The sequence below is a fragment of the Paraburkholderia steynii genome (assembly GCF_900100565.1).
Lineage (GTDB): Bacteria > Pseudomonadota > Gammaproteobacteria > Burkholderiales > Burkholderiaceae > Paraburkholderia > Paraburkholderia terrae.
This window is the reverse complement of the sequence record NZ_FNDI01000003.1, coordinates 1-19,904: the sequence shown is the minus strand read 5'-3', so window position 1 is coordinate 19,904 and position 19,904 is coordinate 1. Positions and strand designations below refer to the sequence as shown.

The following is a 19,904-nucleotide window of genomic DNA, read 5'->3' as shown; positions in this document are numbered from 1 at the left end:
CCGACTATTGGTCTTCGGCTCACCACGAATTCTCGGGAGAAGGTAGGGTTGTGACGGGGGAGCGGTGTTTGGCGGAGGTATGGCCGCTTACGCCGGAAAGCATATCCGCATTCGCTGTGGGTTGGTCGGTTATTAGACATCGCCGAGGGATCTTTCGTTGTCGGACAGGCCGAGATCGTTCAGATCTTCAATCCGATTCTCATGATGGGTAACACCCAGCCGCAATGATTCGCAGTAGCACAGGACAAGGCAACCGTGACTGTGACCATGAATGATTCCGCATGAGGCGATGCGTGGCCCAAAAACAGCCATCGGGAAGCGTCGATGCAACGACGGTTAGGCTGAACTATCGCCTGTCGATGGATGGAAGTGAATGTCATGCTTCTGTAACAAGTGGGCCTTGAGTCTTCAGTTGCCGGGCCAAGAAACGGTTCAACGCAGGTTGGGTAGATGTAACTCGTGGGTCAGCGTCAAAGAGTGTGGGTTAAGCCTCAGAAAGCCATTCCATGGGAACCAATTTGGTTCCATCACGCCACTCTGGCAAGCCGACGACTCCATCGATGCCGCCCCATACTTCACTCGATGCGTGATCTAGTACGATGAGTTGGAGCTTCCCCTTTTCGCCCTGCACGACGTTACCCATAACCTCGAACGCTTTGCGAACGGCATCCACGTCTTCATCACGTATCTTGGGGTCGTCTTCAACTTCAACGTCTCTGGACGTCACGTGCTTGGGGAAGTAGACCTGGCTCGGTTGATCAAGCACAAGAAATGCAGGCACAGGACTGTGCTTTTGGGTCAGATAGAACTGGTGTAGAGAAAGCAGCACAGCCAAGTGGTAGGAGAGCCAATTCGAGCCACTTCCGATCTCAGAAAGGTAGTCATCCCGCTCAGAACCGAGCACCTTAATGGTCAAGTCGTTAGTCTCTAGCGAGATTGGATCGTTTGGATTCTCGATATCGAGGTGCGGCAAGAGCTTGCCGGCATTGGCGTTGATAGTCCGCAAAGCTCGGCGTTTCCGAGCTTCGACGTCCTGTTCGCGCAATTCCCCTTCCAGCGCTAATGCCGCTTCTTTGAGGGTTCGGACTTCTTCGACGAGTTCGCTGTCGCTGCCCAATTTCCGATGAAGGTCCAGTGACGACTCGAGATTCCCTATAAAGCGCTCGGTACGCTTCGCGGAGAATTGCTGTTCACGAGCTTCCTTTGATCTACCAGTCAACGCTCGCTTGCGAATCTGAACTGCGCGCAGACGCTCGGTCGAATTTTCAACATCTGTTGTGACGCGCTGTAACTCTCGATCAAACGCTGCAGGTACCTCTTTGTTTTTGTCTGCGCCCGCTGCCGTCTCCACTTCTTCCAGACGCTGGCTAAGAACTTGGAGTTTACGTTTGGCCGAATCGGTGTTGCTACCGCACATAGGGCAGTCCGAATCGTCGCTTGCATGCGACATCAGCCAACTCGACAGCTGAAGCCGACCTCGCTGCACCGACAGCGCAGCTTCGTACTGTTGGACACCAACGCGCATCCGATTCATTTCTTCCAATCGATGGCGCAGGGTAGTAAGCTCGCGCGAGACCTCCCGCTCTTCGCTCTCCAGGCTGCTCAGCTCTCGTAGCGCATCCGAGATTGTTGTGGTGCTGACTGCTAAAGTTAGGTCGGTTCTAGTGATGACTTCGTCAAGCAACTCAATCATTTGATCCCGAGAAACCTCTTCCTCCAACTTCGGAATCAGACCAAGTTCTTGAGCCTCGCTGAACTTGGACCTCAAGTCGGCAAGCCACCGCGCCGAAACCTCCTGTGCATCTTTGAGCTCTCGCTCTTTGCGACGCAATAGCTGCCGGGTGCGGTTCAACTCGAACTGCTTGGCCATCAATGCCGGCGTGATCGCGCCAAGTACGTAGGGAAAGATTTTCCTCAACTTTTCCCGGTGCTCGTAGGTATTGGTCTTAAAGAATAAGACGTCGGGGTTAGCAACCACGTTCTGAGGCTGGAACGTGAAAGCAGCCAAATCCCGGAACGCTGGGCGTCCATCAAACCCTGAACCCTCCTCTCCACCAGAAAAGTCCAGATTGGAAAGATTGGCAAGGTCATCGAGTAGTCTCTTGACCGCTGTAGCGTTAGTATTTTTGGTGAGGCGGCTGGGTATCTTGGATATATTGTCGGCTTCCAGAAGAAACATTTCATCCGTGCTGCGCTGAGCTCCCGGTTCCTTTCGAGCCAAGAGCTTTTCACCTTGGGCCGTCGCGATAACGATGCCAAACCATTCGCAATATTTGCGGATGGTGTTAACAGGAATTGAGCAGGTGCTGGAACCGAGGCAATAGTCGATGATAGGAATGACTGCCGACTTGCCAGTTCGCGACGCACCACTGATGACATTGACCTTTCCAAGCTCAAACTTCAACGTGCGTGGTTGAAAATCTCCGTTGCGAGGCCAGAGTACGATCCCTCGAATCTGAAAATACATTAGAGCCTCACTTTCAGCGTAGACACGACCTCATGCACTGTGAGTTCACCAAACCAGGCGCCGAGTTTTTCTGCTAGATCCATAAGGTGCTTTACTTCGTCTGACAACCCTCTCGCCTTAGTTCGCGACAGAGGGACGACGTCACCGTTGTCGGCAAGTTTGAGCAGACTCCCGGCGACGGCCAGCTCTACGGATTGCAGGCTTAGCTTGCGCCATCGAATTGAGCGGTCGTGGATCTGGATCAGTAGGTCCTGTTTAGACGCTGACGAATCTCCGAACTTTGCGGCGAACGCCCGCAAGCCTGAACTCTTGTAAGTGCGTCTCACAAATTCCGAGCTCGCCTGGTGCAGAACGATAGGTAACACAAGAAAAAGAAGTGGCAGAGGCGGTGGTGCATTGACGCGATTAGTTTCAACATATCCACAACAAAATCGCCAGACGAGCGCAGCACCTAACGCAGGGTTTTGAACGTTTTGAGCTTCTCTTGCAAGCATCTTCACGCCACCTTCTTGAGCTTCAATTGCGCTTCATAGTTCGGGTGCCAACCGACGACCAAATCGTCAGCCAGTATGTGGAAGCAACCAGGGATGAAGTGACTCGGGGGGGACATCGCTTGAACAGGCGCAGTGAACTGCATGCAGTCAAGGTACAGTGCTTGTCCTTGTTGCTGTTCGGACCTGCTACCGTAATTCAATCCACAGCTTCGCTGTTTGTTCCTCCATGCTCGCTTCAGGGTGTCATCTAGGTCATCAAAGGATGTCTCGTCAACTTCGCCCCTGGCAGCCCAATCAGTCCGGTCAAAAGTGGCCATGAAGTAATCGCTCGCAGCCCCGAGCATCTCTTCAAATGACAGCCCGATGATCTCCAGCTGCTGGATGAAATTGTCGGGAAGATATCCCCGCGACACTTCCTCCGACGGCGCGGGAGCGCGACTCAAAAGCACTGTCTGTCGGTCAATTTTTTGGACGTAAGACGTGTACCAGCCATAGAACTCATTGCGTGCGATGACAGCGGGTTTGCCGGCCTCCAGTAACAGATCAACATGGCGCTTCACCACTCCGCAAAGGTGATTGGTGATGTCATTGACCTTAGACGATGAAACGGGGTGGCTTCGAACGACCGCTTCAAGATCAGCCTGCGGACTACCACTGCCTAGCGTCAATTGAAAATTGCAGATGAGTCGCTCCAAAAGACTCTGATCGGCGGTAAATACCTTTTCGACGTAAGCAGAAATCTCCGCAGAGACTCCTGCCTTTAGTTCGAACTTTGGCGGGCTTCCCCACAACGCATCTCTTGCTTGAGCGATGGCGGTTCGGGCGCTTTCTTGGGTAGTCGCGTTGGCGAAGCTTTCAACGATCGCTCCCTCGACCGGACGCGAAACGTAGAGCTCGAAAATCGCTTTATCTACCTCGAATCCAGGAGTGTCCGCTAGCTCGATCCAATTGGAAAGAGTCTTCCATAACGACTTTGCGCGGTCTGCGGCAGGATTGGCCGTAAGCGCGCTTTTGCTCTGAATCAGCTTAACTGAACCACCGCAATCCTCCTGAGCTACGTCATCGAGAAGCTCCAGGCTGCAAAAGCTCCCCTCTGGTGCTTGAAGCAATAAATGGGTGAGCCGCGTAAATTGAAGGCTATAACCCAATGCTTGCCCCGGAACCTCAGTTTTCCGCTTAGTTCGGGATGTGCCTTTCGCCCTTGAAGCTGCCATTGAGTTTCCCCAAATAGAGATCCCTAACTGATTTTGGTACATCATACAAGAAACGATGGTTACCGACCTGGTACCATCGGGTAATTTTACGATCTTGCCATCGGCAAATAGAAAAGCCTGAACTGGGTCACGTTCCGGAGTCGAGTCGACGGTCTGTTCCCGCTTGTAAAGCGATAGTCGCCATAAGAGTTCGAGTGCCAACAACAGATCGAACTCGGCCAAACGCAAAACCATACGAGTCTGGCGCGCAAGCTGGACTTACGGTTTTCCTCAAGAATTCCGTCGTACTTGCCGATAAATATTCTTGGTTCATCCAGGAAGGGCTATGCATGCAGCATTGCATTGCCATGGCCGAACACGCCATTCGGAACACAATATGAAGAACATCGTTAGCCGGGCCTTCTGCACCTTCGCGGTGTTAGGTCTGAGTGCGTGTGCGCACCAACCTACACCGCCCGCGTCAGGGGCGAGCGCCGTCACGCCCGTCACAAAGGCCGCAGAGGCATGGTCTCGCTTGCCGCCCGACGTACTGGTTGCCTGCCGTGGGGTTTTGATTTCAACGGGCGCAGGCAGATTCAACGAAGCGGTTGACCTGTCGAGACAATGTCTTGCGTCGCAGAGCCTGACCGTCGAAATGCGGGCAGCCATGCTACTGCAACTCGCGGTGGTCGAAACAATCCGGAAGCAACCGGCCGCGGCATTGGACGCGGAAGAGGCAGGCGTCGCACTGACGCCGGCACCGGCCGATTTGCAGTTGCTAATGCTCGCGCAACTTTATGTGGCCAATCTTCGGTACAAAGAGGCGCTCGACACACTCGATCGCACCCGGGCCGCGCACGAGCCGAAACAGGATCTGAACAACATACTCGGAACACCATACTACGTGGCACGGGGACGGGCGCTTGGGGGACTGGGACGGCATCAAGAAGCGATCGATGCGGCTACGCAGGGAATCACGATCCAGTGCGCGTCCGCAGAGGCTTACCGGCTGCGCGCGGCGGAACGGGAGGCCGTAGGGGACGCAGAGGGTGCACGGGCGGATTATGTGGCGTTCGCGCGCTGGGCGACCGACCCGACCATTGACGAGACGACGCGGGCCAAACTGGCCGCGCTGAAGATCGATCCCGCAAGCGAGCGCCGACATCCGTTTGGCTCCGACAACCCGTTGCGCGACCTGTCAGCACATGCGCTCAGCACTGCGCAGCTGTCTCTGAAGGCAGCGACAACCCAGCAGCAGAAAGCCAAGGCCTACAGCGACATTTCAGCCTACCTCGACAATTCCAATCGACATCAGGAGGCGCTGAAGGCTATCGACCAGGCTATTGCTCTGGCACCAGACGACATCGCGTTCAGGCAGTCGAAAATCACCACGCTGGTCGCACTGAACCGGTTAGACGACGCTATCTCTCAAGCCACTCCTCTCGTTGCGAAGATGCAGGGCGAACTGGTGGGCGCGGCGGATGCAAAGGCTGTCTACGGGCGGTATAACGAGTTGACCGTGTCGCTCGCGTGGGCGTACATCCTGAAGCAGGATTGGGCGAAGGGCATCGAGTTGCTCGCTGATAACGCGCAAGGCGCCGCGCCATTCGACCAGGACTATCTGGCCTCGACATACCTGTATGTACGCGTGCGCAGCGGCGGCTCGGCGCCGGCGAACGCGTATTTCGACGACTACATCCGTCGCAACGCACAGCCAATACCTGGCAACTATCGTCGCTGGTTGTTGCTGTATATGCAGGGGCGCGTGCCGATCGACATGGTGTATGCGCAGGCCGTCACGATTCCTGTGCCGGAAATGCTCGAAAACGCGCTTGCGGAAACCTGGTTCATGGCGGCCGCCTATGAACGCTATGTGAAGCATGACGACGCAGCGGCGCGGGCCTACGTTGGCCGTATAAACGATCTTCAACCGTATGGGACCAACGAATGGGGATTGGTGACAAGGGGCGCCGTGTGACAGTAGCGGCTGCTACGCGATCGATGTCACTCGCGCTCGTCGCTGGCCTGAGCTTCCCTGCTGTTACGCAGGCGCTGCCATCGGCGCCAGCGGGTTCGGCGGTTCGGGTAGCCGGCGCATCGGCTGCCATGTCGTTGAACGATACCGCTTCGCCTTGCCTGCTGCTCATGACAGAGGGCAACGGGTTTTCGCTGGTACCGCTCGGCACCCCCGCGCAGTTGCGCAAGACGTGCGCTGCTGAGTCTGCTAGGGGAAATGCTGCCGCACGCGTGATCTACGGTCAGATGGTCCTGTTCGGCTATGCCGCACCGCCCGACGACACCGGTCTGGCGATTCTCACGCAAACGGCAGCGGAGGGCGATGCGCACGCCCAACGGCTCATCGGCTCGCTTTATCGCGACGGCTACCGGGTGCCGAAGGATCCGGGCGCAGCGCGTAGCTGGCTTCGCCGCGCGGCGGACGGCGGCGATGGCAGAGCCGCCGAAACGCTTGGTCTGATGGACTACAACGGCGAAGGCGGCTCGGTCGACTTTGCCTCCGCGTATCGCCTGTTCGTGCTTGCCGCTGAATACGGCGACCCGCACGGTGCGACCAATGCCGGGCGGATGCTGTTCGTCGGCCAGCCCGGCGTGCCGAGCGACGAGGCGGGCAGCGTCGCGTGGTTCATCCAGGGCGCGGTGAAAGGTGACGCCGACGCGCAATTTCAACTCGGCATGGCACTGCTGCGCGGCAACGCCGTCGTCGCGGATGCGCGTGGCGCCGCAGGCTGGCTAGCCGCAGCGGCGGCGCAGAACCAGCGCGAGGCGAAGGCTATGCTTGCCGAACTCTATCTGTCAGGCAACGGTGTTGCGCCGGATGCTCTGCGCGGCTTTTCGCTGATGACGGAAGCGGCACGCAGTGGTCTGGCCTACGCTCAACGTCGCACGGGCGATCTGTACGCGCAAGGCACAGGTGTCAAACGCAACGATGTATTGGCGCTTGAATGGCATCGCACAGCCGCGCTCGATGGCGACACGAGTGCCCAGTTCGCGTTGGCCGTGCAATACCGGCTGGGACAGGGTTGCCCTGTCGACTTCGACGCCGCGATTGGCTGGATGCGCGGTGCGGCGCAGGCGGGCCTCGCTGTCGCACAGAACGATCTCGGCACGATGCTGCAGGCTGGTGAAGGCACCCGCCGCGATATCGGAGAGGCGCGGCTCTGGTACGAGCGGGCGTCGGAGCAGGGGCTCGGCCTTGCGTCATATAACCTCGCGTCACTGGCCCGCGCCGGGCTCGGCGAGCCGCGTGATCTTGCACGAGCTTACCGGCTCGCCCAACTTGGCGCACAGCGCGGGAACGCGCAGGCGCAAGTGATGTTGGGAGGGATGTTGTTTGCGGGGGAAGGCGCGCCAGCGAACAAAGCGGCGGCGTTCGACTGGTATCGCAAGGCAGCCGATGGCGGCGATAGGGAAGCCGAACGCATCGTCGCCATGCTGTACATCAACGGCAATGGCGTGCCGCGCGATGAGGTGCTGGGTGAATCGTATCTGAAGCGTGCAGCGATGCACGGTGACGCCCAGGCGCAAACCGCTTTGGCAATGTTGCTGCTCAAACGGCCGTCACCGGAGGAACAATCCGCAGCAAAGGACTGGTTGATCAAGGCGGTCGCGCAGCAGTTCGGTCCGGCCTATGCTGCGATGGGCACCATGTATGCGGAGGGCAAAGGCGCTGCGCCGGATCAGGCGACCGCGCTGCAATGGTTCACGCGAGGAGCAGAGTCGAACGACAGAGTCTCCCAGCGTGTTCTGTGCCTCGTCTATGCGACCGGCTCGGGTGTCGCTCCCGATGCGGCGAAGGCGCAGCGCTGGTGCTCGGCGGCCGCCGGGGCAGGCGATACGCTCGCCATGCGGCAACTGGCGACCGGTTTCGCCACTGAGCCGGCGCTGCCCGCGGCGACGCGCGCGTACTGGCAATGGCGGCTCGCGTCGACGGGTGACGCGGCATACGAGTCGATGCTTGCAGACTCCTACGATCTGGGGCGCGGTGTCGCCGTTGATTTCGGCGCGGCGCTGTACTGGTATCGGCGGGCTGCAGCGCACGGAAATGTGGACGCGCAGTCCGCTCTGGCTTCGCATCTGTTCAGTGGGCTCGGCGGCGAGTCCGACGACCGCGAAGCATTGGAGTGGGCGAGCCGCGCGGCGGCGGTCAGCGCAAGTGCGATGGAACTGACGGGCGAAGCGTACCTCTATGGACGAGGCGTCGCAAGCAATCCGCAAATCGCCCGCCGTTGGCTGGAGAAGGCTGCGGCCGCGGGCTCGGCAGATGCGGCAAATGAACTCGCCAAGGTCTATCAGACCGGAAATGGCGTCGCGCCCGACGACGCGCTCGCCGCTCAGTGGTATCGGAAAGCAGCTGCGCTTGGGTCGCGCCAGGCGGCGATTGCACTTGCGCTGCATGAGCAGGATGACGACGGGGCAGTGGCGCCGATTGCACGAGTCCGATACTGGCTAGCACTCGAAGGCGATCCATCGACAAAGACTGGGGATTCGACTTCGGCGGGCTCTGCGGTTGCGATGCAAGCAGTCGATCGTGTCGACAGGGACACGTTGTCGGCGTTGAACAAGGCACTAGCTGGAATGCCTTTCGCCCAGATGGAGATGGGCATTCTGTTTTGGCGAGGCGACGGCGTAACGCGGGACAGGGCGCTCGGCGACGCGTGGCTCAGGCGTGCGCAGACCGCCTTTGCGGCACAACCGGGTTGGCGACGTTTTGTGCGGCCTGCCCAGATTGTCGAGGCCCGAGTTCGTGCCGGGCTCACGGAAACCGAGCGGGAACGCGCGGATCTTTTGACGGAAAACTTGGCGAAGACGGTTGCTGCAGTCAGTGTCGCGACGGAGAGGCAGTAGGGGCGGTAGGAATAGCCGCGTCTCGGATCGGAGTAGGTTCGCCGTGCCTTCGCATAAAGGAGCCGTAGCCTATTCCGAGTAGACGTCAGCCTCATATGATGCGGCGAAATTCACTGAGGCGAGGAACGCCAAAGGCGGTCGGTCGACATATCTTCTGCGATCGTCGACAATCGATTGTGACGGCCTCCGACTTGAAGTCCTTGAACAAGCCCCTTGCAAGATGTCACGCGAATACCGCGTCGCTTTTCTGTACCACGAACCTGAATCTCGCCAACTATTCGAACGCGGAGTGATTGTAGATTATGAATCGACCGCTAGGATTTTCATCGTGGCAGAGTCGGAAGAAGAAGCTTTGACTTGGTGTGAGGCAATTGCGAAAGAGATGCTTTGGCGCTGCAACGACGACAGGTCGCTGGACTGGAAAGACCTTGGATATTCATGCTGGATTGAATGCGATCGCGCATTGTTTGGATTTTTTCAGCATGTGAAGGCAGGCGAAATGCCGAATTTCGACGCAATGGGTACTCACGCGTATCTTCGCTGGCAGGACGATCAGAGCAAATCGACTTTCTGAACCGAAGCGCGAATTAGGTTCCAGCTGGCTGTTTCAGTCGCCCATCCATCTACATCACGTGGGAATAGAGAAATGAAGTTGTTCGTACTGAAAGCAGCAGTTGGGGTATTGCTGTTTATTGGAGGGGTGTCCTATGCGGAAGAGCCCGCGCGCAAGATTTCATTCGATGTCACGGTGTTGGACAGGACCAGTAATGTGATGCTGCATCAGGAGCGTTTTACGTTTTCTCCCGACGGAGAGGACGATGACTATATAAAGCTTATCTATCAAATCGGTGATTTCTTTGGTGGAGGTCTTCAGTTCACGTTGATGCTTCATCCAAAAAATATATACGAGGCTTTCATAAGCCCTGTGCCGGACGGCAAACCTGTTACTTCCGGGATCATCTCTTCCAAGAAATCTGTAGTTTACGTGGAGTGGAGAAAAACCGCTTACATGTTTATAGTCAAACCGCTATGAAGACGATCGACGGCGTTGCTGTCACCAAACCATCGCGATCCTCGCGCAGTACTGCACGTAGTCCTCGTGCAATCACGATCATCCGTTTCGTGCCCGTGCGCATTGCCAAGCGCTCCCCGGATCGCTCATCGCTAGATGACAGGCTCACTTACTTGGCCACCGGTGGACCTTGCCCCAGAAAGTCACTCAGAGTGGGAATCGGGTCACTCATGTTCCGGATGAGTGTTCTGGACCACAGAATCGACGTTTCGTAATGGGACTCGCAGATGATTTCGCCGCCTGCGTCGAACCAGTGCGTTACCTCGGGTAATAACGTTCGGGGAAGTGGATTCGTGGCGTGGGGATTATGGAAAACCTCGAGATCGGCCGACCAAGGCTCATAACCGTGCGGCCAAAGTGTCCTATATTTCTCGCTAATAATATCCAAACAGAACGGAATGCCTTTGAGAGCGCCCGGTGTTCGGTCATAGAATTCACCAACCCGGACGTAGCGGAGGCCGTTCGCCTGTGCGCCGGCAGATATCCCGACGCGGTTGAATTTTGAAATCGAACACGTGTTGGTGAAGATGACGGCCGACAATGCGGCATTTTCGTCCGTGCGAAAAAGGCCGGCAGGGATAGGCGGATCACTGAGCAAATACTTGATGTCGGCGGCTGTGGCGACACGCTTTCCATCGCGTTCAGTCACGTCGACACCGGTGCCGTAGAGATAGGCGATGAGTGCTTCTCTGCTCCAGACCATTGAACCCGGCGCATGGAAATCTGCCAACGCGATGGCGAATGGCTGCCCCGCAACATGATCCAGAAGATCGTAATGGCGTTCGAGTTTGTTACGCAGCGTCTTTGCGAACCGGACGGCTGCCGGGCCAAATGAGCGTTCATGCTGATCTCGCGGCGGAGTTGTCGGCTTCGCGTTTGCGTGATCATACGGAGTAGGAGGATTCGTTGTCACCGCTTCTACCCAGGCAACACCGCCATGGCGATTCTCTATTCGGAAGTCCGGGGAAGGCCAAGGCTGAGTCACCAGAATTCCTTGTTCCCGGAAGCAGGCAAGCAAGTGTGCTTCCCATAGACGCGTGTGGAAGTTGCTGGTCTGGAAATCTCCTGTCCAGTTTTTATCCGGATTGGGGAGCGCGAGGTAAACTTGATTGATCAGCCACGCTGCCACGTGATGCGAGGGCTGGCTGAGCAGGTTGAAGATCGAACCCGGACTGCGCCTCTGCAGATCCCAAAGCGCCGGGCGCCGCGCGGTGCCTGCCGGAATCGGTTCTCGCGGCATTCCTTCCTTCATCGCGGATTTCAGCAGCGCCACGGCACCCGTGACAGTCCCCAACCCATGTTCTCGACACACTATTGACCAAACGTCGTCTTCCCGGCGCCGCAAGGCCAGCACACCGATGCTCCCGTCATTGACGTCGCGTGTAACGACCCCGAACGCGAGGCCGTCCTCGGTCTGCCAGGCTTCGACCGGTGGACAGTTTCCGAATCCGTGGCCGCGGGGAAGCGAAAGCGCGTAGACATCAAACAGCGGTGTCGGAAGTGGTTTCATTCGGCTGGCACCGTTCGTTCGGTGCGCTCTCCATTACGGGGTGGACCTGCTTGCGCGAGGGGTACCTGGCCAATGCCGCTGCCGCTATGATAGCGGGCCGAGTCGATGTCAAAGACTAGAGCTACGGCAATCAGTCGGCGCCACCTAAGACATCCTGAAACTGAGGCGGAGGTCGTCGCGTCGGGCAGCGGTCATTGATACACATCCGAGCCACGATCGGGTACACCGGTCCACCAAACGGTGACAGATTACTGATGATCCGATTGCTGCCGACGAAACTCATGTCAGCCTAGACGTAGGGGTGGGCCGGCGCCAGCGCCTCATGACCGTACCTGGTGTCGGCGTCATTACAGCGCTAACCTTCAAGGCTGCAGTTGATGATCCAAGCCGCTTCAAGTCTTCACGAACGGTCGCTGCCCATTTCGGGTTGACGCCACGACGCTACCAGTCCGGAGAAATGGACAATCCGGGGCGAATCTCGAAGGCAGGTGACCCTGATGTGCGCTGCGCGCTCTACACCGCCGCGCATGCGCTAGTTTCCCGAAGCGCCTCGTGGTGTACGCTCAAGGCCTGGGGCAAGCGACTGGAAAAGAGTCGTGGGCATCGCCGGGCCGTTGTTGCCGTCGCGCGCAAACTTGCCGTCATTCTGCATAGGATGTGGATCGACGGAACTGACTTCCGCTGGGGCTCAATGGAGGCGACGGCATGATGCAAACCGCTTACCAACACTGATCCCACTGGGAGCGTCCGAAGCGTGGACGATGGTCTGGAAGAAGCCGCAACTGACTGCTGCGCCCCGAGCGCGCCCAAGAGCGAGGCTCTCCATGCCTGTCCGACCAATGCGTGCAGCGTGCCGCGATTGATGAGCCGACTGCGGAAAGAAGCGTGACCCGCGCAAACGACGTTTCCAACACAGAACCATCGGAGATCGACCCTTGACATCACCGCCCAATTAAAGAAGCGGTCGGCTCTCCATGGCTGTCCGACCAATGCGTGCAGCGTGCCGCGATTGATGAGCCGACTGCGGAAAGAAGCGTGACCCGCACAAACGACGTTTCCAACACAGAACCATCGGAGATCGACCCTTGACATCACCGCCCAATTAAAGAAGCGGTCGCTCGACACGAGGGCCTAGATTGACGACAATTCGTGGTTTGATGGCCCGTCATAGTTGACCTACGCCGACCATGTCTGACGACCAAAAAAACATTTGCCAGCGATTCGGCGCAGAATACATGCCGCCCGAGGCGAGCCAGAAGGTAGGGATTTCGCTTGGTTCCCTTGAAAATCTGCCGCTTCACGCAGTTCGACTGTCGCCGGAAAACGGTACCAGCGGTTGGTATATTTACGGTGGCGAGTATTCAACCGACGCTGACTTCTATCAGCCGCTTCATGTCGCCCACCTGGTACAGCGATGTCCGAACATTGTCCCTTACTTGGCACTGCCGCCCGGGTGGCGTGTATTGCTTGCGCCGAACTATGAGGATGTCTGGTTCGATGGAGGACTGCTGAAGGATGTCACTGAAGGCATGTAGCGGCCACGAGCAGACATTCGACGGGGTGCAGAGATTGCCGACACCCATTTACCGGACTCACGGATGAGAGATAAGAGTGGAACGAATGGGACGTGACGAGCCACTGCCACCGCAAATGCAGGGTCGCTGGATGGGGGCAGACGATCCGCTCTCAAAGCTAGTTGTGGACGAGGGCGAGATTACTTGTTTCGGGGCGGTTGTGAATTATGACTACAAGGTCATAACCGAGATGGACGGGGCTTTGACCGTCAGCCTCGGCGTAGACGATGATTCGCGTCTAGACGAATTTCAGTGGGAGAATATCACTGGCCTCGTCATAACGCCCGAAGGCCGTTTCCTTGCCTATAACGTGAGATTTGGGCTGGAATTTGTGCGTCCGATCTCTTGATCGGCAAGGCCTTCGCCCATCACTTCAGCGCGGAGGCGGCCTGCGGCGCAGGTCGGTCAAGCAACAACCGCAGGAGCGGCGGGCGGCAAAGTGCGGCCAATTTCAGCCGTTCGACATCATCTCCTGAATCGCTGACAATCAAGGTTGGGAAACTGGCGGCAGCCTAGCCGCCTCATTTTGACGGGGTATGCCGATGAGTCGTGACGAAATGAATCGCGCGTTGAAAGCGCGTTTTGTTCCAGCGCTTCGCCAACTAGGGTTCAAAGGTGCTTTGCCCCATTTTCGACGCCAGCGAGATGATCGAGTCGATTTGTTGACAGTGCAGTTCGATCGCCACGGAGGAGGATTCGTTGTGGAATTGTCTCAATGCGGCGCGGAGGGTATCACCACCCACTGGGGCAAATTCATTTCCGCGAACACGGTTACGGCGCACGATTTACACCCAAGTCAACGTCATAGACTCGGGTCGCCTGGACCGAATATCGACCATTGGTTCAGATTCGACGACGGCACTCTGCCGATGGCAGTCGCCGACTCGCTATGCACTCACATCGACGAAGCCGAGCGTTGGTGGGCTAGCCATTAACCTAGCCTTAGCGGCGGCCACGACTGTTCGGTCGCATGCTAGCGGGTACCGGGAGGGCGACCCTCGGCCAGGAAGAGACATTCGACTGCAGTAGCAAGATAGTCTACGATCGAGAGTGTCAAATGCGATCACGACCCGCACGCTGGTACAACGAAACCATGGTGGTCAAACAAGAAATCGACCTTGAGCAAGCTCATGGAATTGCGAGGGAGCAAGCGCTCCTTCACTCGGGCGACGCAGTTGGCAGCGAATGTCTCGACGTTCTGCATACGCACTATGTAGAGGCGGAACACTGTTGGTTTTTCTTTCCCAATCCGGCTATAGCCTTAGACGACAACGCTCATTTGGGCATCAAATGGGCCTATGCCGTTAGCAAACACGGGAATTTCAGTTTGATACAGGACTTCCCCTGCGATCCAGAACAGTTAAGAGCTTATTTGGTGACGATGTCGGATTATTTCGCACGCAAGGGCCTCTAATTCCGAAGGTCGGCCGTGTCTCTGGCGGTCCCCAGAATGTTAGTGCCGGGAAGCTCAAGCTCCTCACACGAATGGGCCGCTACCGGGAATGACGACCGTCCGCTCCGGGTCGGGAGTGTGAGTTCGCTGATTCAGGAAGCTGCCATTCCAATGTTCGAAGCCGCCATCGTCCATAATCCGCCGCATCGCTGACGTAGATGCGAGCCCGCCACAATGCAGACATCGGCATTGGAAATACGGAGATGCGAACAGCATCATACTGACAGCGAGGTTCGCCATCGTCCCGAGCCGCTGATGCGATCGAAGGAGCAGAAGGCCGTGCTGATGGTTTGGATGTGGCGCAAGTCCGCTGTCGAGAATCCGCTTTGGGATCGGTAATTTGAAACTGAGTTCCCATTTCAAGCAACGTCTCGATCGGCTAGGGATTTCCTGACACAAGATTCAGGGAACATGACTTCATCTTAGTCTCCATTGTTGAGTCTCCACCCTCATTCGCGTCTGGGGACGGCGCGAGTAAGGCATCGCGCCTCTCTGTGTAAACCCCAGCCTTCAGTGCCAAGTCCGTTTGCCGATATAGCCGGGTGCAGCCATATGCGTTACGCCTGATTGCAGACAGCGTGACACATCGCAGACCAACGACGCGTGAATGAGGTATGACATGAACTGGTTTTATAGGCTTACCGTGGCGAAGCGACTCACCATTCTTGTTGTGAGTGCCGCAGTGGGTCTTGCGTTTATCACTGCGATGGCTTTTTACCAGATAAGACAGGTTTACGACGCGGCGACCTATGCAAGCGTGAATACCGTTCCCAGCCTGGTTGTTCTCGATGAAGCGCAGACGGGCTTCGACACCATGCGCGTACTGGTGTATCAGCAGTTGTTGACCACTGGCGACGCCGAGAAAAAGCGGATCGAGCAAAAGATAGGCGAGCAGCATGAGCGGATCATTGATGCGCTGAAAAGGTACGAACCCTTAACGTCGGACGACAAGGACCGGTCGATGCTGTCGGCAGATCGGGAACTGCTAACGAATTTCGAATCGCTGCGTGACAGCGTGCTTGCCCTCTCACGAACGAATACGTCCGCTGCATTCAGCCAGGCACAGACCCAGCTTTTCCCGACTGCGGAAAAGCTCAATGCCGCGATCATCGCTCACCGTGCCTATAACGTTCAGCTCGGGCAGCAGGGCAGCGACACCGCGGCACGAATCGTCAATCATGTCCTCGTGACAATTCTGATTGCCGCCGGATTGACACTCGCGATCGTGGCTGCTCTTGGTACACTGATTGTGCGCCATCTGGTTCGTGAACTGGGGGGAGAGCCAGCGTACGCTGTTGCGGTTGCCAGGCGGATCGCTGGGGGTGATCTTGCCACCCCCGTGCAGACTCGCGCCGGCGACGAATCGAGCCTACTTGCCGCCATCAACTCCATGCGGGATAACCTTGCACAGATCGTCGGGCGCGTGCGCACCGGCACACAGGCAATCGCCAGCGCATCGCGCCAGATCGCGGCAGGCAATCTCGACCTCTCCGCGCGCACCGAGGAGCAAGCCGCTTCGCTTCAGCAGACGGCCGCGTCAATGGAAGAACTGACCACAACAGTGCGGAATAACTCGGATAGCGCGGCGCATGCGAACCGTCTGGCCTCATCGGCTTCTGACGTCGCAGCGAAGGGTGGTGATGTCATGTCGCAGGTGATTGGTACGATGCATGAGATCAGTACATCGTCGAGCAAGGTCGTCGAAATTATCGGAGTTATCGAGGGAATTGCGTTCCAAACCAATATTCTCGCGCTGAATGCAGCGGTTGAAGCGGCCAGGGCGGGGGATCAGGGACGTGGATTTGCCGTCGTCGCGTCGGAAGTGCGCAGTCTTGCACAGCGCAGTGCTTCGGCCGCCAAAGATATCAAGGTGCTGATCATGAACTCGGTTTCACGTGTTGAGTCGGGCGGTCAGCAGGTAGAAGTCGCGGGGACTACGATTGGCGAAGTCGTCACGAATGTCAGGCAGGTAGCAGGGATGATCGCCGAGATCGCCGCGGCAGGTCTGGAACAGGGAACCGGAATTGAACAGGTCAACCAGGCTGTGGCGCAAATGGATCAGGTCACCCAGCAAAATGCAGCGCTCGTTGAAGAGGCAGCCGCCGCAGCGGAAAGCCTGCGGCACCAATCACAGGAACTCGAAAGCCTCGTGAGCGTATTCAAGATAGCGTCTATGTCTTGACACTATGGCGAAGTGCGACAGCACGATACGCAGCGCACCGTCACGTATGCTCTCTCGTGCAAGATATACCGGTAGCACCGCGGTTGCATTGGCAGTGCAAGCAGCCAGAAACAAAATGTAGTGTCGTTGGTGGCTGGCCAGGTTCAGTGGCACTTCAACCCTGATAGGATCCCCAGAACTCTCAAATTGCCACGAAAGCGGACGACGCACCGACGCGGTTATATCGAATTCGTCAGATACTGGCGATTCTCAAGCGGCTATCCAGCTTCGAGATTGGCAGACTCAGTGATTTCGGCGAGTCTTCCTCAATTCAAAACACTGTCGTTACTTGGAGCGCCGACAGTTGACGGCATACCTGCCTACAGGTTGCGATGCGACGACTGTACGGCCGCGAGGGGGCCGCCAGCAAACGGGTCTTGACTCCAATCTACCTTCGGGCGCGACTCGGTCATCGCCAGCGCTGGGCGCTCGACAGCGAAGTGCTCCAGTGATTGCCCCGCGCTGACGGCCTGCTTGAGCCATTGAGGCATTTCCCCCTCTCCCGACCATATTTCTCCGGTCGCACTTCGGTATCGGGCAGCCTTTTGGTAAGCGTGGCAGCAGCAACGTCTTGACTGGAGAGCGTGATTGTCAGGCTGGGCGGCGGAGCTGATCGGCGACGGCCCACGGTGTGAGTTCGTCGATGCGGTTAATCGCGTGGTCGGCGATGCGCGTGAGCACGTAGCGCAGATAGGCCTCAGGATCGATGCCGTTGAGTTTTGCGGTGCCAACGAGGCTGTAGATGGCAGCGGCGCGCTCACCCCCGGAATCGGCACCGGCAAACAGGTAATTGCGCCTACCGATGGCCACTCCGCGTAGCGCGCGCTCGACTGGCAGATTGTCAATCTCGAGTTGGCCATCATCGCAATAGCGTGTGAGCGCTTCCCACCGATTCATCGCATAGAGGATCGCCTGGCTCGTATCCGATTTGCGCGAGAGCGTTTCCAGTGTCATGGTGAGCCATGCATGGAAGCGATCGAGTAGCGGCCGCGCATGTTCCTGGCGATACGCCCGGCGCTCATCGGGCGGTTTGCCCCGGATCGTTTCCTCAATCCTGTATAGCGCGCCGATACGCTCGAGCGCTTCGGTGTTCAACGCATTGGGGCGCGCTACGTGCAACTCATAGAACTGTCGTCGGGCATGCGCCCAGCAAGCTGCCTCTGTAACTCGCCCGGTTTCGTAGATAGCCTGGTATCCACCGTACGCGTCGGCTTGCAGCGTACCGTTGAATGCATCGAGATGCTGTTGCGGATGGATGCCCTTTCGATCCGGCGTGTAGGCAAACCAGACTGCCGGCGGCGTCATGTCGGCCGATGCACGATCATCACGCACGTACACCCACAAGCGACCGGTCTTCGTCTTGCCATTGCCTGGTGCAAGCACGGGAACCGGCGTGTCGTCCGCGTGCAGTTTCGTCGCCGACATCACGTGACGACGTAGTGTTTCAACGAGTGGCTGCAGCAGCGTCGCCGCGTGCCCGACCCACTTGGCAAGCAGCGAGCGATCAAGCTCGACGCCTTCCCGCGCGTAGATGATCGACTGCCGGTAAAGCGGCAAGTGGTCTGCAAACTTCGAGACCAGCACGTGTGCCAGCAGCCCTGGGCCAGCGAGACCACGCTCGATGGGACGGCTCGGTGCAGGTGCCTGAGAGATGTGGTCGCAACACACGCAGGCAAACTTCGGGCGCACATGACGGATGACCCGGAAGCTTGCCGGTACGTACTCAAGTTGTTCAGCGACGTCTTCGCCCAGCGACTTCATCAGGCCACCACACTGCGTGCACTTTCCGGCGAATTCGGGCAAGTGTGTCTGGATCTCACGCGGCAGATGTTCGGGCAGTGGCTTGCGCGGTGCCTGTTCCACGGCCGTGCGAGGCGTCTTCGGGATTTCCACCGGTGCCGCGCCTTCGTCAGTCTCAAGCTCTTCGAGACGCAACTCAAGTTGCTCGATCTGGCGGTCCAGCTTCTCCGACTTGCGGCCGAACTGCATACGGCGCAGCTTGGCAATGAGCAGCTTCAGGTGTTCGACTTCCGCTGCGCGCGAAGCCAGCGCGGCTTGTTGCGAGTCGACCATTTCCTGTAGTTTGAGCACTTGCGCGTAGCGCTCGCGAAGTGCCGCCTCCTGGCTGAGCAGCATGGCCTTCAGCGTTTCGACATCGTCGGGAAGCGGATTCGCGCGCGTCATGCAGGCAGTTTACGCGCGAGCAGCGACGTTTACAACGCCGACGTCGGTCGTGCCGTTCTCGTCGGTTGCCGCCAGTCGATGCCTTCCAGCAGCATTGATAGTTGCGCAGGGCTCAGGCAAATAACGCCACCGTCGGCTTGTGGCCAGACGAAGCGCCCCTTCTCGAGTCGCTTCATCAGCAGGCACATGCCATCGCCGCTCCACCACAGCACTTTGAGCAGGTCGCCGCGTCTGCCACGAAATACGAAGACGTGCCCGCAGAACGGATCCCGTTCGAGCACGGTTTGCACCTTGGCCGCGAGGCTGTTGAATCCTGCCCGCATGTCGGTCACGCCGGCAGCCAGCCAGACACGCGTGCCGACAGGAAGACCAATCACGTTTCAGCCTCCGCAGCGGCACGCAACGTACGCAACACAACACGCAGCGTGGCCGGGTCGGGCGTGCCCTCGATACGCACGCGTGCGACGCCTACGCTTACCTCAATCACACCAGCGACGACTGGATGGGCCTTGCTCTGCGACTGAGCCGGCAATACAGCCGCGTTCTCAATTGTGCGCTCCTCGTGCACCACTTCTACGGGCAGCAGTGTCGGCGGCTCATACTGCCCGGCTTGATAGGCTCGGCGCCATTTGAACAAAAGATTCGTATTGAGCCCGTGTTCCAAAGCCAGTCGTGCGACCGAGACACCCGGTTCACATGCCAGCTTCGCGAGTTCACGCCGAAACTCGATGGGGTGGTTGGGAGTACCTTTACGCGTCCGTCTCGCTGCTGTTGCTATCTCAGGTGACAAAGTAGTCTCCACCACTCGTTTGGTGGGGCCTACTGTGTCCACTTTGGCAACATTGGTCTAGACGGTGCTGGGGCAACGCTTAC

General features: G+C 57.9%; 16 protein-coding genes and 2 pseudogenes. 10 read left to right on the top strand and 8 right to left on the bottom strand.

The genetic code is table 11. The annotated features are described in order from the left end of the window. Positions 1-484: 484 nt before the first annotated feature. From BLT65_RS06495 to BLT65_RS06485, 3 genes are read right to left on the bottom strand one after another with little or no spacing between them, the layout of a single operon-like run. Positions 485-2,467, bottom strand: coding sequence for a DUF3732 domain-containing protein (locus tag BLT65_RS06495; RefSeq protein ID WP_091776229.1), 1,983 nt, complete (start codon positions 2,465-2,467; stop codon positions 485-487). Then, positions 2,467-2,961: a three component ABC system middle component gene (locus tag BLT65_RS06490; RefSeq protein WP_091776226.1), complete on the bottom strand. Its 495-nt coding sequence runs from the start codon at positions 2,959-2,961 to the stop codon at positions 2,467-2,469. The genes BLT65_RS06495 and BLT65_RS06490 overlap by 1 nt, the downstream gene beginning before the upstream one ends. A 2-nt stretch (positions 2,962-2,963) precedes the next feature. Beyond that, entirely contained in the window at positions 2,964-4,397 is a 1,434-nt protein-coding gene (locus BLT65_RS06485; RefSeq protein ID WP_244186439.1) for an ABC-three component system protein, read from the bottom strand. 424 nt (positions 4,398-4,821) lie between these two features. Between BLT65_RS06485 and BLT65_RS06480 the strand changes: the two genes are divergently transcribed. The 4 genes from BLT65_RS06480 (at position 4,822) to BLT65_RS06465 (ending at position 10,050) form a co-directional block, all read left to right on the top strand. Continuing rightward, the gene (locus BLT65_RS06480; protein ID WP_091776223.1) at positions 4,822-6,132 is read left to right on the top strand and encodes a tetratricopeptide repeat protein; all 1,311 of its coding nucleotides are present in this window, start codon (positions 4,822-4,824) and stop codon (positions 6,130-6,132) included. Between the two features lie 23 nt (positions 6,133-6,155). Continuing rightward, on the top strand, positions 6,156-9,017 hold the full coding sequence (locus BLT65_RS06475; RefSeq protein WP_167306456.1) for a tetratricopeptide repeat protein: 2,862 nt from the start codon (positions 6,156-6,158) through the stop codon (positions 9,015-9,017). 220 nt (positions 9,018-9,237) lie between these two features. After that, positions 9,238-9,591 carry a hypothetical protein gene (locus BLT65_RS06470; RefSeq protein WP_091776216.1) on the top strand — a complete coding sequence of 118 codons (354 nt, stop codon included), beginning with the start codon at positions 9,238-9,240 and terminating at the stop codon, positions 9,589-9,591. 72 nt (positions 9,592-9,663) lie between these two features. Further along, a complete protein-coding gene (locus BLT65_RS06465) occupies positions 9,664-10,050 on the top strand; it encodes a hypothetical protein (RefSeq protein ID WP_091776213.1) in 387 nt (128 codons plus the stop codon). Between the two features lie 148 nt (positions 10,051-10,198). On the opposite strand, the gene BLT65_RS06460 is transcribed toward BLT65_RS06465, so the two are convergent. After that, positions 10,199-11,599, bottom strand: a complete 1,401-nt coding sequence (locus tag BLT65_RS06460) for a hypothetical protein (RefSeq protein ID WP_091776210.1) — start codon at positions 11,597-11,599, stop codon at positions 10,199-10,201. A 313-nt stretch (positions 11,600-11,912) separates the two neighbouring features. Here BLT65_RS06460 and BLT65_RS06455 point away from each other — a divergent pair. The 6 genes and pseudogenes from BLT65_RS06455 to BLT65_RS06430 all read left to right on the top strand — a co-directional run. Further along, a pseudogene (locus BLT65_RS06455) lies at positions 11,913-12,308 on the top strand (transposase); the annotation flags it as partial. Positions 12,309-12,786: 478 nt separating this feature from the next. Continuing rightward, positions 12,787-13,134 carry an immunity protein Imm33 domain-containing protein gene (locus tag BLT65_RS06450; RefSeq protein ID WP_091776207.1) on the top strand — a complete coding sequence of 116 codons (348 nt, stop codon included), beginning with the start codon at positions 12,787-12,789 and terminating at the stop codon, positions 13,132-13,134. Positions 13,135-13,219: 85 nt separating this feature from the next. Then, positions 13,220-13,522 carry a hypothetical protein gene (locus BLT65_RS06445; RefSeq protein WP_091776204.1) on the top strand — a complete coding sequence of 101 codons (303 nt, stop codon included), beginning with the start codon at positions 13,220-13,222 and terminating at the stop codon, positions 13,520-13,522. Positions 13,523-13,709: 187 nt separating this feature from the next. Beyond that, positions 13,710-14,108, top strand: a complete 399-nt coding sequence (locus BLT65_RS06440; protein WP_091776200.1) for a DUF4304 domain-containing protein — start codon at positions 13,710-13,712, stop codon at positions 14,106-14,108. 122 nt (positions 14,109-14,230) lie between these two features. After that, on the top strand, positions 14,231-14,587 hold the full coding sequence (locus BLT65_RS06435) for a hypothetical protein (protein ID WP_143036486.1): 357 nt from the start codon (positions 14,231-14,233) through the stop codon (positions 14,585-14,587). Positions 14,588-15,245: 658 nt separating this feature from the next. Beyond that, a complete protein-coding gene (locus BLT65_RS06430; protein WP_167306455.1) occupies positions 15,246-16,808 on the top strand; it encodes a methyl-accepting chemotaxis protein in 1,563 nt (520 codons plus the stop codon). Between the two features lie 359 nt (positions 16,809-17,167). On the opposite strand, the pseudogene BLT65_RS06425 reads toward BLT65_RS06430, so the two are convergent. From BLT65_RS06425 to tnpA, 4 genes and pseudogenes are all read right to left on the bottom strand, one after another. Beyond that, positions 17,168-17,395: pseudogene (locus BLT65_RS06425) on the bottom strand (H-NS family nucleoid-associated regulatory protein); the annotation flags it as partial. A gap of 43 nt (positions 17,396-17,438) precedes the next feature. Then, positions 17,439-19,031, bottom strand: coding sequence for an IS66 family transposase (gene tnpC, locus BLT65_RS06420; RefSeq protein WP_091776191.1), 1,593 nt, complete (start codon positions 19,029-19,031; stop codon positions 17,439-17,441). A 29-nt stretch (positions 19,032-19,060) separates the two neighbouring features. Continuing rightward, entirely contained in the window at positions 19,061-19,408 is a 348-nt protein-coding gene (gene tnpB, locus BLT65_RS06415; protein WP_091776188.1) for an IS66 family insertion sequence element accessory protein TnpB, read from the bottom strand. Further along, positions 19,405-19,821 carry an IS66-like element accessory protein TnpA gene (gene tnpA / locus BLT65_RS06410; protein WP_091776185.1) on the bottom strand — a complete coding sequence of 139 codons (417 nt, stop codon included), beginning with the start codon at positions 19,819-19,821 and terminating at the stop codon, positions 19,405-19,407. The genes tnpB and tnpA overlap by 4 nt, the downstream gene beginning before the upstream one ends. Positions 19,822-19,904: the final 83 nt, after the last annotated feature.

Coding starts and splice junctions, on each gene's coding strand:
- BLT65_RS06470 (WP_091776216.1), top strand. CDS start 9,238: ATGTCACGCGAATACCGCGTCGCTTTTCTGTACCACGAACCTGAATCT.
- BLT65_RS06430 (WP_167306455.1), top strand. CDS start 15,246: ATGAACTGGTTTTATAGGCTTACCGTGGCGAAGCGACTCACCATTCTT.
- tnpC (WP_091776191.1), bottom strand. CDS start 19,031: ATGACGCGCGCGAATCCGCTTCCCGACGATGTCGAAACGCTGAAGGCC.
- BLT65_RS06445 (WP_091776204.1), top strand. CDS start 13,220: ATGGGACGTGACGAGCCACTGCCACCGCAAATGCAGGGTCGCTGGATG.
- BLT65_RS06475 (WP_167306456.1), top strand. CDS start 6,156: ATGTCACTCGCGCTCGTCGCTGGCCTGAGCTTCCCTGCTGTTACGCAG.
- BLT65_RS06490 (WP_091776226.1), bottom strand. CDS start 2,961: ATGCTTGCAAGAGAAGCTCAAAACGTTCAAAACCCTGCGTTAGGTGCT.
- BLT65_RS06435 (WP_143036486.1), top strand. CDS start 14,231: ATGCGATCACGACCCGCACGCTGGTACAACGAAACCATGGTGGTCAAA.
- BLT65_RS06465 (WP_091776213.1), top strand. CDS start 9,664: ATGAAGTTGTTCGTACTGAAAGCAGCAGTTGGGGTATTGCTGTTTATT.
- BLT65_RS06450 (WP_091776207.1), top strand. CDS start 12,787: ATGTCTGACGACCAAAAAAACATTTGCCAGCGATTCGGCGCAGAATAC.
- BLT65_RS06460 (WP_091776210.1), bottom strand. CDS start 11,599: ATGAAACCACTTCCGACACCGCTGTTTGATGTCTACGCGCTTTCGCTT.
- BLT65_RS06440 (WP_091776200.1), top strand. CDS start 13,710: ATGCCGATGAGTCGTGACGAAATGAATCGCGCGTTGAAAGCGCGTTTT.
- BLT65_RS06495 (WP_091776229.1), bottom strand. CDS start 2,467: ATGTATTTTCAGATTCGAGGGATCGTACTCTGGCCTCGCAACGGAGAT.
- BLT65_RS06480 (WP_091776223.1), top strand. CDS start 4,822: ATGCTACTGCAACTCGCGGTGGTCGAAACAATCCGGAAGCAACCGGCC.